At 61.6% G+C, this 14,782-nt stretch carries 9 protein-coding genes; 7 read left to right on the top strand and 2 right to left on the bottom strand.

Features of this window, described 5'->3' with window-relative positions; genetic code table 11:
• From treZ to BBI10_RS04470, 7 genes are all read left to right on the top strand, one after another.
• Window positions 1–1,827 (top strand): malto-oligosyltrehalose trehalohydrolase, encoded by a 1,827-nt coding sequence (gene treZ, locus BBI10_RS04500; RefSeq protein ID WP_065987167.1) that lies wholly within the window; start codon window positions 1–3, stop codon window positions 1,825–1,827.
• On the top strand, window positions 1,817–3,901 hold the full coding sequence (malQ, locus tag BBI10_RS04495; RefSeq protein WP_065987166.1) for a 4-alpha-glucanotransferase: 2,085 nt from the start codon (window positions 1,817–1,819) through the stop codon (window positions 3,899–3,901). Before treZ ends, malQ begins: the two co-directional genes overlap by 11 nt.
• The gene (locus tag BBI10_RS04490; RefSeq protein ID WP_065987165.1) at window positions 3,898–6,684 is read left to right on the top strand and encodes a malto-oligosyltrehalose synthase; all 2,787 of its coding nucleotides are present in this window, start codon (window positions 3,898–3,900) and stop codon (window positions 6,682–6,684) included. The genes malQ and BBI10_RS04490 overlap by 4 nt, the downstream gene beginning before the upstream one ends.
• A gap of 16 nt (window positions 6,685–6,700) precedes the next feature.
• Window positions 6,701–7,153: a DUF2934 domain-containing protein gene (locus BBI10_RS04485; RefSeq protein ID WP_065987164.1), complete on the top strand. Its 453-nt coding sequence runs from the start codon at window positions 6,701–6,703 to the stop codon at window positions 7,151–7,153.
• Between the two features lie 200 nt (window positions 7,154–7,353).
• On the top strand, window positions 7,354–9,540 hold the full coding sequence (gene glgX, locus BBI10_RS04480; protein ID WP_065987163.1) for a glycogen debranching protein GlgX: 2,187 nt from the start codon (window positions 7,354–7,356) through the stop codon (window positions 9,538–9,540).
• A 685-nt stretch (window positions 9,541–10,225) separates the two neighbouring features.
• Window positions 10,226–10,555: a hypothetical protein gene (locus BBI10_RS04475; protein WP_065987159.1), complete on the top strand. Its 330-nt coding sequence runs from the start codon at window positions 10,226–10,228 to the stop codon at window positions 10,553–10,555.
• A 254-nt stretch (window positions 10,556–10,809) separates the two neighbouring features.
• On the top strand, window positions 10,810–11,115 hold the full coding sequence (locus BBI10_RS04470) for a DUF6482 family protein (RefSeq protein WP_065987158.1): 306 nt from the start codon (window positions 10,810–10,812) through the stop codon (window positions 11,113–11,115).
• A gap of 362 nt (window positions 11,116–11,477) precedes the next feature.
• On the opposite strand, the gene adhP is transcribed toward BBI10_RS04470, so the two are convergent.
• Window positions 11,478–12,509, bottom strand: a complete 1,032-nt coding sequence (gene adhP / locus BBI10_RS04465; protein ID WP_065987157.1) for an alcohol dehydrogenase AdhP — start codon at window positions 12,507–12,509, stop codon at window positions 11,478–11,480.
• A gap of 54 nt (window positions 12,510–12,563) precedes the next feature.
• Window positions 12,564–14,747, bottom strand: coding sequence for an ornithine decarboxylase (locus BBI10_RS04460; protein WP_065987155.1), 2,184 nt, complete (start codon window positions 14,745–14,747; stop codon window positions 12,564–12,566).
• Between the last annotated feature and the right edge of the window lie 35 nt (window positions 14,748–14,782).

Raw genomic sequence — 14,782 nt, 5'->3', positions numbered from 1 at the left:
ATGCCTTCGCGCACGGATCAAAACTGGCGCCACGGCGCCGTCATGCTGGATCAACAACACACCCGGTTTGCCCTCTGGGCACCGGATGCCAAAAACGTCAGCGTCGAATTCGAAAACGGGCCTGCCCAGGCCCTTCAGCCAGAGCAGGACGGCTGGTTCGTTCTCGACACCGAGTGTGTTGCCGGCACACGCTATCGCTACAACGTCACCCTCAATGCACAAAACAACCTCACTGTTCCTGACCCGGCTTCCCGGGCGCAGGACGGCGACGTGCATGGTTACAGCATCGTTGTCGACCAGGCCGCCTATCAGTGGGAAAACACTGAGTGGCAAGGCCGGCCCTGGCACGAGGCCGTCATCTACGAGCTGCACGTCGGTGCACTGGGTGGCTATGAGGGCGTTGAAAAGCACCTCCAGCACTTGGTCGATACCGGCATCACCGCTATCGAGCTGATGCCTATCGCGCAGTTCCCGGGGAACCGTAACTGGGGCTACGACGGGGTGCTGCCTTATGCTGCCCAGTCCTCCTACGGCACGCCCGACCAGCTCAAGCACTTGATCGACACCGCCCACGGTCTGGGCCTGGCGGTCATTCTCGACGTGGTCTACAACCACTTCGGCCCGGACGGCAATTACCTCGGCGCCTACGCCAAGCATTTCTTCCGCAGCGACAAGAAGACCCCGTGGGGCGACGCGATCGATTTCCGCCGCCGTGAGGTGCACGACTTCTTCATCCACAACACCATGATGTGGCTGCAGGACTATCGGTTCGACGGCCTGCGCTTCGACGCTGTGCACGCCATTGAAGACCCGACCTTCCTGCAAGACCTGGCCAAACACGTACGCGATGCAATCCCGTCCGAACGTCACGTCTGGCTGACCCTGGAAAACGAGTTCAACGAAGCCGGGCGCATGGATCAGGGCTACGACGCCCAGTGGAACGATGATGGCCACAACACGCTGCACGTCCTGCTGACCGGCGAGACGGACGCGTACTACACCGACTTCGCCGAGAAGCCTACGCAGAAGCTTGCCCGTCTGCTGGGTGAAGGCTTTGTCTATCAAGGCGAATCCACCCGCCATGGTCACGCCCGGGGCGAACCCAGCGGCCACCTGCCGCCGACTTCCTTCGTGCTGTTTTTGCAGAACCACGACCAGATCGGCAACCGTGCCTTCGGCGAGCGCCTGGTCCAGCTGAGCCCGCCGCAAGCACTGCAGGCGGCGACCGCACTGTTGCTGCTTTCACCGATGGTGCCGCTGATGTTCATGGGCGATGAATGGGGCGCGAGCGAACCGTTCCTGTTCTTCACCGACTTCCATGACGAGCTGGCAGACGCCGTGCGCGAAGGCCGTCGTGGCGAGTTCAAGGATTTTGCCGCGTTCAAGGACCCGGCCAAGCGCGAACAGATCCCCGATCCCAACGCGCTGAAGACCTTCGAAGCCTCGCGCCCGGCGTTCGATGCGCTGCTGCTGGAAACCGACAAGGGTCAGGACCATCGCAACTGGCTTGAGCTCTACAAAACGTTGCTGCACATTCGCAAGACCGAGCTGTTCCCTCGCCTGCACAGCGCCAGCGCGTTGGGCGTGAAAGAGCTGGGCGACAAAGCCGTCAGCGCACGCTGGACACTGGGCGACGGCAGCGAGCTGCGCATCGACCTGAACCTCGGCACCGAGGCGGTCGACACCGATGATTACAGCGGCTACAGAGTGCTTCATCAGTCCCACGCCAAGTCCGCAGAACTTTCCCCATCCGCCACCCTCAATCCATACACGGCCATTGTCAGCCTGAAATCGAGTGATGTTGTGGAGGAACAGGATGAGCAATGAGCAACTGGAAACACTGGCGGCCCAGGCGGGCCTGTCGGTTGACTGGAAGGACGCCAACGCCAAACCGCAACACGTGAGCCCCGAGGTCCTGCGCAAGGTCCTCGGCGGTCTGGGGTATCCCGCCGAGACGGAAGAAGACGTCGAAGCCAGCCTCAAACGCCTGAACGAAGAAAGCCAGCCGGCCACCCCGCCACCGTTGATGACCGTCGACCATGGCAAGGATCTGGACCTGTCGAGCTGGTTCGCGCCAGCCACCGCGTTCAAGCTGACGCTGGAGGACGGCTCGCTGCTCGAAGCGAAGCTGACCGACAAGGCCGCCCTGCCAGGGTTGGCCGCCGTCGGCTATCACCAGCTGGAAGTGGATGGTCAGCAGTTGACCATCGCCGTTGCGCCGAAGACCTGCTACAGCCTGACCATGGCCAGCAACGACTCCATCGCCCGCGACTGGGGCCTGACCACGCAGCTGTACTACCTGCGTCGCGACGGTGATGGCGGTATCGGCGACACCCAGGGGCTGGAAGCTTTCGTTCGCGATGCCGGCGCACGTGGCGCCTCGGCCGTGGCCATCAGCCCGGTTCACGCGATGTTTTCCAACGACAGCGAGCGCTACAGCCCCTATTCGCCGTCCAGCCGGTTGTTCCTCAACGCGCTGTACGCAGCGCCCGGGACCATTCTGGGTGACCGGGCGGTTGAAGTCGCGATCGAGAAGGCTGGCCTGGCCGAGGAATTCAAGCGCCTCGAAGGGCTTCAGCTGATCGACTGGCCGGCCGCGGCAAAGGCCAAATGGACACTGTTCCGCGAGCTGTATGCCGGCTTCACGGGCAGCGATCACCCTTTCCACGAGGACTTCAAGAGCTTCCGCCGCGCAGGCGGTGAAGCGCTGGAAAACCACTGCCGCTTTGAGGCCTTGCGTGATGCCGGCGATGAACTGGGCATCGGCGGCAACTGGCATGAATGGCCGGAGCAGTACAAAGATCCGAAGAACCCCGCCCTCGACGCCTTCGCCGCCAGGCATGAGAAAGAGATCGGCTTCCACGCGTTCGCCCAGTGGTTGATCGCTCGCGGCCTTGAGCGCGCGCAGACCGCTGCGCGTTCGAGCGGCATGAGCGTCGGCTTGATCGGCGATCTGGCCGTAGGTGCCGACGGTGCCGGCAGTCAGGCCTGGAGCCGTCAGGACGAGCTGCTTTCCGCGCTGACCGTCGGCGCCCCGCCGGACATTCTCAATCGCTCGGGCCAGAGCTGGGGCATCTCGGCGTTCTCGCCGACGGGCCTTAAACGCAACGGCTTCCAGGCGTTCATTGAAATGCTCCGCGCCAATTTCGCCCACGTCGGCGGCCTGCGCATTGACCACGTGATGGGTCTGCAGCGCCTGTGGGTCGTGCCGATGGGGTCGCCTGCCAGTGAAGGTGCTTACCTGAACTACCCGCTGGACGACATGCTGCGTTTGTTGAGCCTGGAATCCTGGCGGCACGAAGCGATCGTTCTCGGCGAAGACCTCGGCACCGTGCCTGAAGGCCTGCACGAAAAACTGTCCGAGCGTGAAATCCTCGGCATGCGCGTGCTGTTGTTCGAACAAGACGATGCGACGTTCAAGCCGATCACCAAATGGTCCAGAGATGCACTGGCGACCACCAGCACCCACGACCTCCCTACCCTCACCGGTTGGCTGAGCGAGCTGGACATCCAGTGGAACAAGACCCTCGGGTTTGTCGACGACGAAGCCGAGCAGAAGATGCGTGACAGCCGCGAGCGTGAACGCCAGGGGCTGGTCAAGGCACTCAAGCAGAACTACACGCTGCCAAGCGGCGGTGACGACATCAGCGCCGCCGACATCATCGACCACAGCATCGCTTACCTCGGCCACACCCCGGCCCCGCTGGTGTTGCTCCCGATCGAGGACGCCCTCGGTATCGAGGAGCAGGCGAACTTCCCCGGCACTATCGACAGTCATCCCAATTGGCGACGTCGGCTCAACGGCGACAGCGGTTCACTGCTGGACAACGCCGATGCAGCTCGACGCCTTGAAATTCTGGCAGCGGCACGTAAACAAGCCGCGGAGCGTGATCAAAAATGAGTACCCCTCTTAAATCCCTGCGCGCCACCCAGCGTTTGCAGTTCCACAAAGACTTCACGCTGGACGACGCCACTAAGCTGGTGCCGTACTTCGCCAGCCTGGGCATCAGCCACATTTATGCCTCGCCGTTGCTGAAAGCCCGCGCCGGTTCCATGCACGGCTACGACGTGGTCGACCCACGGGTGATCAACCCCGAGCTGGGCGGTGAGCCTGCGTTGCTGCGCTTCGTCGCGGCGCTGCGCGAGAACGGCATGGGCCTGATTCTCGACATCGTCTCCAACCACATGGCGGTCGGTGGCAATGACAACCCGTGGTGGCTGGACCTGCTGGAGTGGGGTCAACGCAGCCCGTATGCCAAGTTCTTCGACATCCAGTGGAATTCCCCGGACCCGCTGCTCAAGGGCCAACTGTTGCTGCCGTTCCTGAGCACTGACTACGGCACCGTGTTGCAGAACGGCGAAGTGCCGCTGCGGTTTGATGCAGAAAACGGCAGCTTCCACGCCGAGCACTACCAGCATCTCTTCCCGATCAATCCGGCTACGTATGCGCCGCTGTTGAAGGCTGCGAAACGTCCCGAGCTGGACGAACTGGCCCAGCGCTTTGCCGAACTCGACCACTATCCGCAGGCCTATGAGCGTGCGCGCCAGGCCAAGGCGGAACTGGCCGAGGCGGTCAAGGCCAAGCCCGAGTTGGTCAAGGCCGTTGAAGAAGGCCTGGCGCAGTTCGACTCCACCACGCCGGAGGGCTTCGATCGCCTGCACCGTTTGCTTGAGCAGCAGGACTATCGACTGGCCAGCTGGCGCACCGCAGGCGACGACATCAACTGGCGGCGTTTCTTCGACATCAACGAGCTGGGCGGCCTGAAGGTCGAGCGCTCGCAGGTATTCGAGGCGACCCACGGCAAGATCTTCGAACTGATCGCTGAAGGCCTCGTGGATGGTCTGCGCATCGACCACATCGATGGCCTGGCCGACCCGCGCGGCTATTGCCGCAAGCTGCGCCGTCGCGTCGACAGCCTGATGAAACGGCGCCCGGCAGGCACCGAGCTGGACCGTCTGCCGATTTTCGTCGAAAAGATCCTCGGTTCCGACGAGCAACTGCGCACCGACTGGAATACCGATGGCACCACCGGTTATGAATTCATGAACCAGGTGTCGCTGCTGCAGCATGATCCCAAGGGTGAAGCGGTATTGGGCGAGCTGTGGAGCCGCCTCAGCGGACGCACGGCCGACTTCAACAAGGAAGTCCTGGAAGCTCGCGACCTGGTCCTTCACGGCACACTGGCCGGTGATTTCGAGAACCTGGCCCAGGCGTTACTGCAGGTGTCGCGCAGTGACGTGATGACCCGCGACATGACCCTTGGCGCCATCCGCCGGGCGCTGCTGGCGCTGGTCAGTAACTTCCCGGTCTACCGCACTTACCTCACCGCTTGCGGCCGTTCTGCCGAGGACGAGCGTTTCTTCCAGCAGGCCATGGATGGCGCGCGCGAGATGCTCAGCGAAGGCGACTGGCCGGTGCTGGACTCGCTCAAGTTGTGGCTGGGTGGCGAGAAGCTGCGTGACTACCCGACGGGCCCGTTGCGCGAAATGCGCCGCAAGGCCGGCAACCGTTTCCAGCAGCTGACCTCGCCAGTGGCCGCCAAGTCGGTGGAAGACACCTCGTTCTACCGCTCCGCCGTGTTGCTGTCGCGCAACGACGTGGGCTTCCACCCGCAACATTTCAGTGCGCCGGTGGAGGCGTTTCATCAGGTCTCGATCGAGCGTCACAAGAGCTTTCCGAGCAACCTGCTGACCACCGCGACCCACGACCACAAGCGCGGCGAAGACACTCGCACCCGTCTGGCCGTGCTCAGTGAACTGGCGCCATGGTACGCCGAACAGGTCGAACGCTGGCAGCAGCTGTCGGCACCGCTCAAGACCGGCGACACCCACATCAGCCCCGGTGACGAGCTGATGCTGTATCAAGCGATCATCGGCAGCTGGCCGCTGGATCTCGAAGGCGAGCCGGCCTTCGAAGCCTATGCAAAGCGCCTGACTCAGTGGCAGGAAAAGGCCCTGCGTGAAGCCAAACTGCACAGCAGCTGGAGCGCGCCCAACGAGGCCTACGAGACCGCTTGCCGCGAGTTTCTGGAGCACGTGCTGCTCAGCGCCGACGGTCTGGCACTGCGCCAATCCATCGGTGCCACGGCCAATCGCATCGCGACCGCCGGCGCGCTCAACAGTCTGGCGCAAACTTTGCTGCGAATGACAGCGCCCGGTGTGCCTGATCTATATCAGGGCACCGAGTTCTGGGACTTCAGCCTGGTGGATCCGGACAACCGCCGTCCGGTGGATTACCCCGCTCGCGAACAAGCGTTGCAGGCGTCCGTGCCGGTCACCGAGCTGTTGAACCAGTGGCACGACGGCCGGATCAAGCAGGCGTTGATTGCTCAGGTGCTTAGCCTGCGCAACCAGTACCCCGCTCTGTTCAGTGAAGGCGAATATCAACCGCTGGAAGTGGTCGGGGAAAAAGCCGATCACGTCGTGGCTTTTGCCCGGGTAACCAAGGAGATGCGGGCTATTGTTGTGGTTCCGCGCTTGCCGGCTGAACTATTGGGCACTGCGCAAACTCCATTCATCAGTGCAGCAAATTGGGGCGATACACGAATCAACCTGCCGTTCGCTGATTCACATCCAAATTGGAAGGGACTTTTTTCACAGGCTACAGTCACATCCAGCAAGGAACTGTTGCTCAGCGCAGCGCTCAAGGAAATTTCTGTAAACCTGCTTATACAAACCTTGTGATACCGGGAGTGTCGAGATGAGTGCCGACGATAAAAGAATCAGCGAGCTTGCCCACCAGATCTGGGAAACGGAAGGCAAGCCACATGGGCAAGACGCCCGCCACTGGGAAATGGCCAGCAAGTTGGCCGCCGCCGAGGCGAAGTCGCCTAAAAAACCGGCTGCTGCGAAGACGGCGAAGTCCAAGCTTGACGGCAAAGCGGAGCCCAAGGCTGCCGCCGCCAAACCCGCTGCTAAAGCTGCGGCCAAACCTGCTGCGAAGTCTGCATCCAAACCTGCAGACAAGCCGGCCAGTGCTGATGCAAAGGCAGACGCCAAGCCTGCACCGAAGCCAGCGGCAAAAGCGCCGGCCAAGCCTGCTGCCAAGCCAAAAGCTCCAGCAAGCGCTGCTGACGCTTCCGCCAAACCGGCCAAACCTGCCGCCAAGTCTTCTGCGAAGAAGCCCGCCGCAGCGAAGCCACCTACGCCCTGATTCCCAGGCGTAACGCGTCATCGTCGCAAAGCCAGTACCCCTGCCGCAGGGATCGTCGCAAAACGGTCGTGTCCCTGCGGTAGTTTTGATTCAGTCGCACCACCCTGTTGCACCCACCCTGTTGCATCGATGGCGCAGTCATGGACTGAGGCCACGGCTTTGTTCGCCTTCAGGAACTCATTCGAACGTCAGGAATACACATGAGCACGCAAGATAAGAACGCCGCTACACAGAATGAATCCGGCAACGCTGGCAGCCCCGAAGTCACGGCTTCGCGCATCCGTGAAGGCCTTCCCTTCCCGCTGGGCGCCAGCTGGGACGGCCTTGGCGTCAACTTCGCCATCTTTTCCGCCAACGCCACCAAGGTCGAGCTGTGCCTGTTCGACTCCGCCGGCGAAGTGGAGCTTGAGCGTATCGAGCTGCCGGAATACACCGACGAGATCTTCCACGGTTACCTGCCGGACGCCCACCCGGGTCAGGTCTACGGTTACCGCGTCTACGGTCCGTACGATCCGAAGAACGGCCACCGTTTCAACCACAACAAACTGCTGATCGACCCGTACGCCAAGCAATTGGTTGGCGAGCTGAAGTGGTCCGAGGCACTGTTCGGTTACACCATCGGTCACCCGGACGACGACCTGAGCTTCGACGAGCGTGACAGCGCGCCCTTCGTGCCCAAGTGCAAGGTCATCGACCCTGCCTACACCTGGGGCCGCGAGCAGCGCGTCGACGTGCCGTGGGACAAGACGATTTTCTACGAGACCCACACCCGCGGTTTCACCATGCGTCACCCGTCCGTGCCCGATGAAGTCAAAGGCACCTTCGCCGGCCTGATGGTCGATGACGTGATCAAGCACATCAAAGGTCTGGGCGTCACCTCGATCGAATTGCTGCCGATCCACGCCTTCGTCAACGACCAGCACTTGCTGGAAAAGGGCATGACCAACTACTGGGGTTACAACACCCTGGCGTTCTTCGCACCGGACCCGCGCTACCTGGCCCACGGCAAAATTTCCGAGTTCAAGGAAATGGTTGCGCACATGCACCATGCCAACCTGGAAGTGATTCTGGATGTGGTCTACAACCACACCGCTGAAGGCAACGAGCGCGGCCCGACCCTGTCCATGCGCGGTATCGACAACGCTTCCTACTACCGCCTGATGCCGGATGACAAGCGTTACTACATCAACGATTCCGGCACCGGCAACACCCTCGACCTGAGCCATCCGTGCGTTCTGCAGATGGTCACCGACTCGCTCCGTTACTGGGCGACCGAAATGCACGTCGACGGTTTCCGTTTCGACCTGGCCACCATCCTCGGCCGCTACCACGACGGTTTCAGCGAACGCCACAGCTTCCTCGTGGCCTGCCGCCAGGATCCGGTGCTGCGTTCGGTGAAACTGATCGCCGAGCCATGGGACTGCGGTCCAGGCGGCTACCAGGTCGGCAACTTCGCGCCGGGCTGGGCGGAGTGGAACGACAAATTCCGCGACAACATCCGTGCGTTCTGGAAAGGCGACGAAGGCCAGCTGGCAGACTTCGCCAACCGCATGACCGCGTCGGGCAACCTGTTCAACCAGCGTGGCCGCCGGCCGTACGCGTCGGTGAACTTCATCACCGCCCACGACGGCTTCACGCTGCACGACCTGGTGTCGTACAACGACAAGCACAACGAAGACAACGACGAGAACAACCAGGACGGCAGCAACGACAACCGTTCGTGGAACTGTGGCGTCGAAGGCCCGACCGACGATCCGGAAATCAACGCGCTGCGCCTGCGTCAGATGCGTAACTTCTTCTCGACGCTGCTGCTGGCTCAGGGCACGCCGATGGTGGTCGCCGGTGACGAGTTCGCCCGCACCCAGCACGGCAACAACAACGCCTATTGCCAGGACAGCGAGATCGGCTGGGTCAACTGGGATCTGGACGAAGACGGCAAGGCCCTGCTGGCGTTCGTCAAGCGTCTGATCAAGCTGCGTCAGTCGTACCCGATCCTGCGTCGTAGCCGCTTCCTGGTAGGCGATTACAACGATGCACTGGGCGTCAAGGACGTGACCTGGCTGTCGCCAAGCGGCGAAGAGATGAGCATCGAGCAGTGGGAAGACCCAAATGGTCGCTGCCTGGGCATGCTGATGGATGGCCGCGCGCAGGAAACCGGTATCCGTCGTCGCGGCTCTGAAGCCACGCTGCTGCTGCTGGTCAACTCGCATCACGACGGCGTCAACTTCACGCTGCCGGAAGTGCCGGAAGGCCTCAACTGGACCAGCCTGATTGACACCAATCAGCCGGAGATCGATGGCAAGGATCAGTTCGAGTTCGGCAGCGAGTACACGGTCACAGCGCGTTCGCTGTTGCTGTTTGAACTGCAAAAGGCTCCACAGGCGTAAGTACTCGCGTCTGGATTCATAGCGACACGCTTGCCCGCGACAGGGTCGGCCAGCCGGAAACAACGGCTGCCTGACCCGGTCGCGGGCAAGTGTCGTTTCAGGCACCCAGTTTTGCGTTTTGCCTTCTGCGTTTTGCCTTCTGCGTTTTGCCCCTGCGCTGTGCCCCCCGGATTCATTGACTTTGTAGTCACGAATCGACCTTCGTGTTCTGAAACTACAAATCTTGTAGTGCTCCAAAATAATCACTACAAAACCATTGACGAGGCCTTTTGCCGACTGCATAGTGCAGGCGTCTCCCCGATCGGGAGAGCTGGCAAAAGTATTCCGGGCCCGTTCGATACAGCCGTCGAACAACCTCTGGATGTGTGCTGCCCACAAGGCAGATTGATGAAGCCGAACCGGCAAGATCGACCCACCAGGCCGAGCGCCGGCGACACGTCCTCATGACACTTGTGGTCGACCACTCAGTCGCCCGTGTCCCCAAGGCGTCCGCCGTTTCTCCCCCGGGTCCGACCTTCCTCCTCTGCTCTCATCAATGCCCACACACGTGTGGCCCGGCACCGGCTCTGTGTACCGACGGACCTTGCTTGTCAGCATATGGAAGGAGCGCGAGTCGACGGACGATTCGCCATTGCGTTTGAACTCACTCGATAGATTAACCAGTGGTCAAAAAGGGGTAACAACCATGAATCTGAACAACCAACCTACCATTGATCAATTGGCTCGACTGTTCGCCGCACGCAAGGATTCCCTTGATAGCCACATCCTCTGGGTGTGCGAGGAAGGCAACGTGCACATGGACGGCCTGGGTGCCTGCACCGAGGAAGAGCAATTCGAGAATCAGCACCCGCATATGCGTGCCCGGCTGAAGATGTACCGCAAAGGCCACGGCTATGTCGGCAAGAAGGCCGCCGCGGACAAGCAGTTCCTTGGCCAGGTGCTGGAAACCCTGAGCAGTGAATGGGGCGCCGTGCAGAAAGCGCCAGGCCTGCGCGTCATCGACAAGCTCTGCTGATTGCTGATGTCATGAATTCCGGCCGCTGCCTGCTGATGGTGTTGGCAGGTGGCGGCAGGTTTCCCGGTGCCGGCGCCCTCTCTTCTGTGCCGGCACTCTTCCTGGAAATCCCCGGCAACGCCTCCTCGTCCCCCTCCCCGTTTTTGCGTTGAACTTGGCACCGCCATCCCCTTCCAATACAGGCAGGCCGCTTCGACGGTTTCGCATCAATCCATGGAACAGACAACGCCCGCGGGCGACATTAAGGTGCCGTAATGGATCTGGACAAGCTCAGCAAACACGTCAAGGCCGGAGAAGTCACCGAGGTCAATCTGGTCTCGGTCGAAGGTGGCTCCTATGTCATTCATGCGCTCATGGACGGCAAGTCCAATGCGGTCACCAGCCCCGATGGCAAGGTGCTGCACGTGGCGTCGATCGACGAAGCGCGCAAATGCCTGTCGTCCACCCAGGAAGTGAAACTGTTTATCGTCCACCCGGTGGTCTACGACGAAATGGTTGGCCAGCCCCACACCACACCCGAAGCGCCACGCCAGCCGATTCCCTTTCACTCGGGTAATTGATCCAACTGCGGGTGATGCTTGCGGGTTCTTGCTGGATGCATACGGTGCAAGAGTGGGACCGGCTTCAGCCGGGAAGAGGCCAGTGTAAGCAACCTGAATTTTGCGGCGTGCCCACCGACGCCTTCCCGGCTAAAGCCGGTCCTACGAGTCAGCGTCAACGCCAATCCCGCTGACTGCATGCGATGCACAGTAGGACCGGCTTCAGCCGGGAAGAGGCCAGTGCAAGCAGCCTGAATTCTGCGGCGTGACAACTGACGCCTTCCCGGCTAAAGGCGGTCCTACGAGTCAGCGTCAACGCCAATCCCACTGACTGCATGCGATGCACCGTAGGGCAGGCTTCAGCCGGGAAGAGGCCGGGTCAATCACCCGCGAAAGTCGATCACGATCCTGGATTTCACTTCGCCATCTTCAAGCTCCCTGAACACCTGATTGATCTCGGCCAACGGCCGCAGGTCGATGTCGGCCTTGACCTTGCCTTCGGCGGCGAACGCCAGTGCTTCAGCCATGTCCTGCCGAGTGCCGACGAACGAGCCGCGCACGGTGATGCAGTTGGCGACCACCTCAAACAGCGACAGTGGAAACTCGCCCGGTGGCAGTCCTACCAGCACACACGTGCCACATTTGCGCGTCATGCCTACCCCTTGCTTGAAGGCCGCCAGCGAAGGCGCGGTGATCAGCACGCCATGGGCCCCGCCATCGGTGACGTCCCTGACGGCTTGCACCGGATCGCCGTGGCGGACATTCACCGCCGCGTCCGCGCCCAACTGAGTGGCATGGGCCAGTTTGCCGTCGTCGACGTCCACCGCACACACGCGCAGGCCCATGGCTTTGGCGTACTGCACGGCCAAGTGCCCTAGACCGCCAATCCCTGAAATCACGATCCACTGACCCGGCCTCACATCGGCCTCTTTGATGCCCTTGTAAGTCGTCACCCCGGCGCAGATGATCGGCGCGGCTTCGTGGGGCGCGAGCCCGGCGGGAATGCGTGCGACGTATTCAGGGTCAGCGAGGATGTATTCGGCGAACCCGCCATTGCGGGTGTAACCACCGAACTCGGCGCTGGCGCACACGGTTTCCCATGCGCTCAGGCAATACTCGCAGTGGCCGCAGGCTGAATACAGCCACGGCACACCCACGCGATCCCCCTCGCCCACGCGGGTCACGCCCGCGCCCAAGGCGACGACGATGCCGATGCCTTCATGGCCGAGAATGAATGGCAACGACGGCTTGACCGGCCAGTCGCCCCTTGCCGCGTGCAAGTCGGTGTGACAAACCCCGCACGCTTCGGTCTTGATCAGAATCTGCCCGGGGCCTGGCGTGGGGATGTCCCACTCGCGGAGTACCAGCGGGCTGCCGAATGCTTCGATTACTGCCGCTTTCATTTTGCCTTTCATGGCGTCTTCCTCTGGTTGGGACCGGTTAAGTTCGGGGGATGGGAATCGCGGCGCTCACTGCTGGAGCACATGCCCGTAGGCACGGATGCGGCCGTCGTCTTCGGTGCGCAGGTACACACCCTGAAGCTCTGGATTGAAGCCCGGGAACTGGTTGATCGCGTCTTGCAGGGCGAGAAAATATGCCAGCACCGCGCCGTCCCAGACCTCGCCGGGCACCACGCACAAGACCCCCGGTGGATACGGCAATGCGCCTTCCGCTGCCACCCGGCCGCGGGCATCCTCCAGCGCAATCAGCTCGACCTTGCCGCGCACAAATTCCAGATTGGCTTCACGGGGATCCATCGCCACCACGGGCATGCTCGCTTTGCGGAACATTGCCTTCTGCAGCTGCTTCACGTCGTGCCGGGCGTAGAGGGAATGCATTTCCTGACACAGCTGGCGGATGCTGTAGTCGCGGTAGCGGACCTGATGGGCGTTGTAGAGCGCCGGCAGCACGTCGGCCAGGGGTGCGTCGTCTTTGATGAACCGCTCGAAGCGGCCGATTTGCGCCACCAGATGCTCCATCTTTGCCTTGCCTTCGGCCGGGGTCAGCAGGAACAGGATGGTGTTGAGGTCGTTCTTTTCAGGGACGATCTCGAACTGGCGCAGGAACGTCGCCAGCACGCCGGCATGGATGCCGAAGTCAGTGTATTGCCCGCTCACGGCATCAATCCCGGGGGTGGTGAACAACAGTTTGCACGGGTCGATGAAGTACTGGTTTTCCGTATACCCCTCGAACGCGTGCCAGCGTTCGTCCGGGTGAAAACGGAAAAACCGCAGGTCACGGGCAATTTCGTCCGTCGGATAGTCCTGCCAATAGCGACCGTCGATGGTCGGCGGCACAAAGGGTTTGATCAGCGTGCAATTGTCCATCATCAGCTTGCGCGCCTCGATGCCGGCCCGCACGCACTCGTCCCACAACCGATGGCCGCTGCGTCCGCTGTGCATGCGCGCGTTGACATCCAGACAGGCAAACAGCGGGTAGAAAGGGCTGGTCGAGGCCTGGGCCATAAACGAATTGTTCAGGCGCAGGTGATTGCAGTAGCGCGCCTGCCCTTTGATGTGACGGTCCTTCTTGTGGATCTGCGAGGCCTGGGAAAACCCGGCCTGCTGCTTGTGGATGGACTGCGTGACGAAGATCCCCGGATCGTCAGGGCCCAGCTCCAGCAACAAGGGCGAGCAGTCCTTCATCATCGGGATGAATTGCTCGTACCCCAGCCACGCCGAATCGAACAGGATGTAATCGCACAAGTGGCCGATGCGATCGACGATCTGCCGCGCATTGCACACCGTGCCGTCGTAGGTGCCCAGCTGAATGATTGCGAGGCGGAACGGCCTCGCCTCATCGGCCTTGGCAGGTGCGACGAGGCTCAGTTGCTCACGCAGATAGCCTTCTTCAAAACAGTGCGAATCAATGCCGCCGATCAAGCCATAGGGGTTGCGTGCCGTTTCAAGGTACAGCGGCGTCGCACCGGCCTGAAACAGCGCGCCCTGATGAATGGATTTGTGGTTGTTTCTGTCGAACAGCACCACATCGCCAGGGGTCAGCAACGCCTGGGTCACCACCTTGTTGGACGTCGAGGTGCCATTGAGAACGAAGTAGGTTTTGTCGGCGTTGTAGACCTTCGCCGCGCGTTTCTGCGCTTCAAGGGGCGCGCCCTCGTGAATCAGCAGGTCGCCCATTTCGATGTCGGCGTTGCAGCGATCCGCGCGAAACAACGTCTCCCCGAAGAAATCGAAGAACTGCCGGCCCGACGGATGTTTGCGAAAGAACTGCCCGCCCTGATGACCCGGACAGGCGAAGGTGGTGTTGCCCCGCTCGACATAGTGTTTGAGCGCGCCGAAAAACGGCGGCAGCAATGCCTCCTCGTACTGCGTGGCCGCCCGCTCGAGCTTGTGGCCGTAGAACTCGGCGTTGTCGACGCCGAGGTCGAACACGCCGCTGATTTGCAGCAGCACCTTTTCTACGTCGAGAATGGCTTCCCGGGTCAGCTCGTCGTCTTTGGCCACGGCAAAAAACACCGGTATGTCGAACCCGGACCGGCAGACATCGTCGACCCGACCCTCGCGCCAGTCCAGGGCGGTGAGAACGACCGCCGCGACATCGGTCAGGTCGGTCGCGCCAAACTCCACCACCTCGCGGGAGGTGTTGAAGCAACGGCGTGCCTCGGGGCTGGCGACGATTTTGAGTCTGTTCATGTGCTCGGCCTTCCGTTGCAGTTAAAAGGTTGATG

Origin of the sequence: Pseudomonas graminis (assembly GCF_001705435.1) — a bacterium.
Lineage (GTDB): Bacteria > Pseudomonadota > Gammaproteobacteria > Pseudomonadales > Pseudomonadaceae > Aquipseudomonas > Aquipseudomonas graminis_B.
The sequence above is the reverse complement of the archived record's forward strand: the minus strand, read 5'-3'. Positions and strand labels throughout refer to the sequence as shown.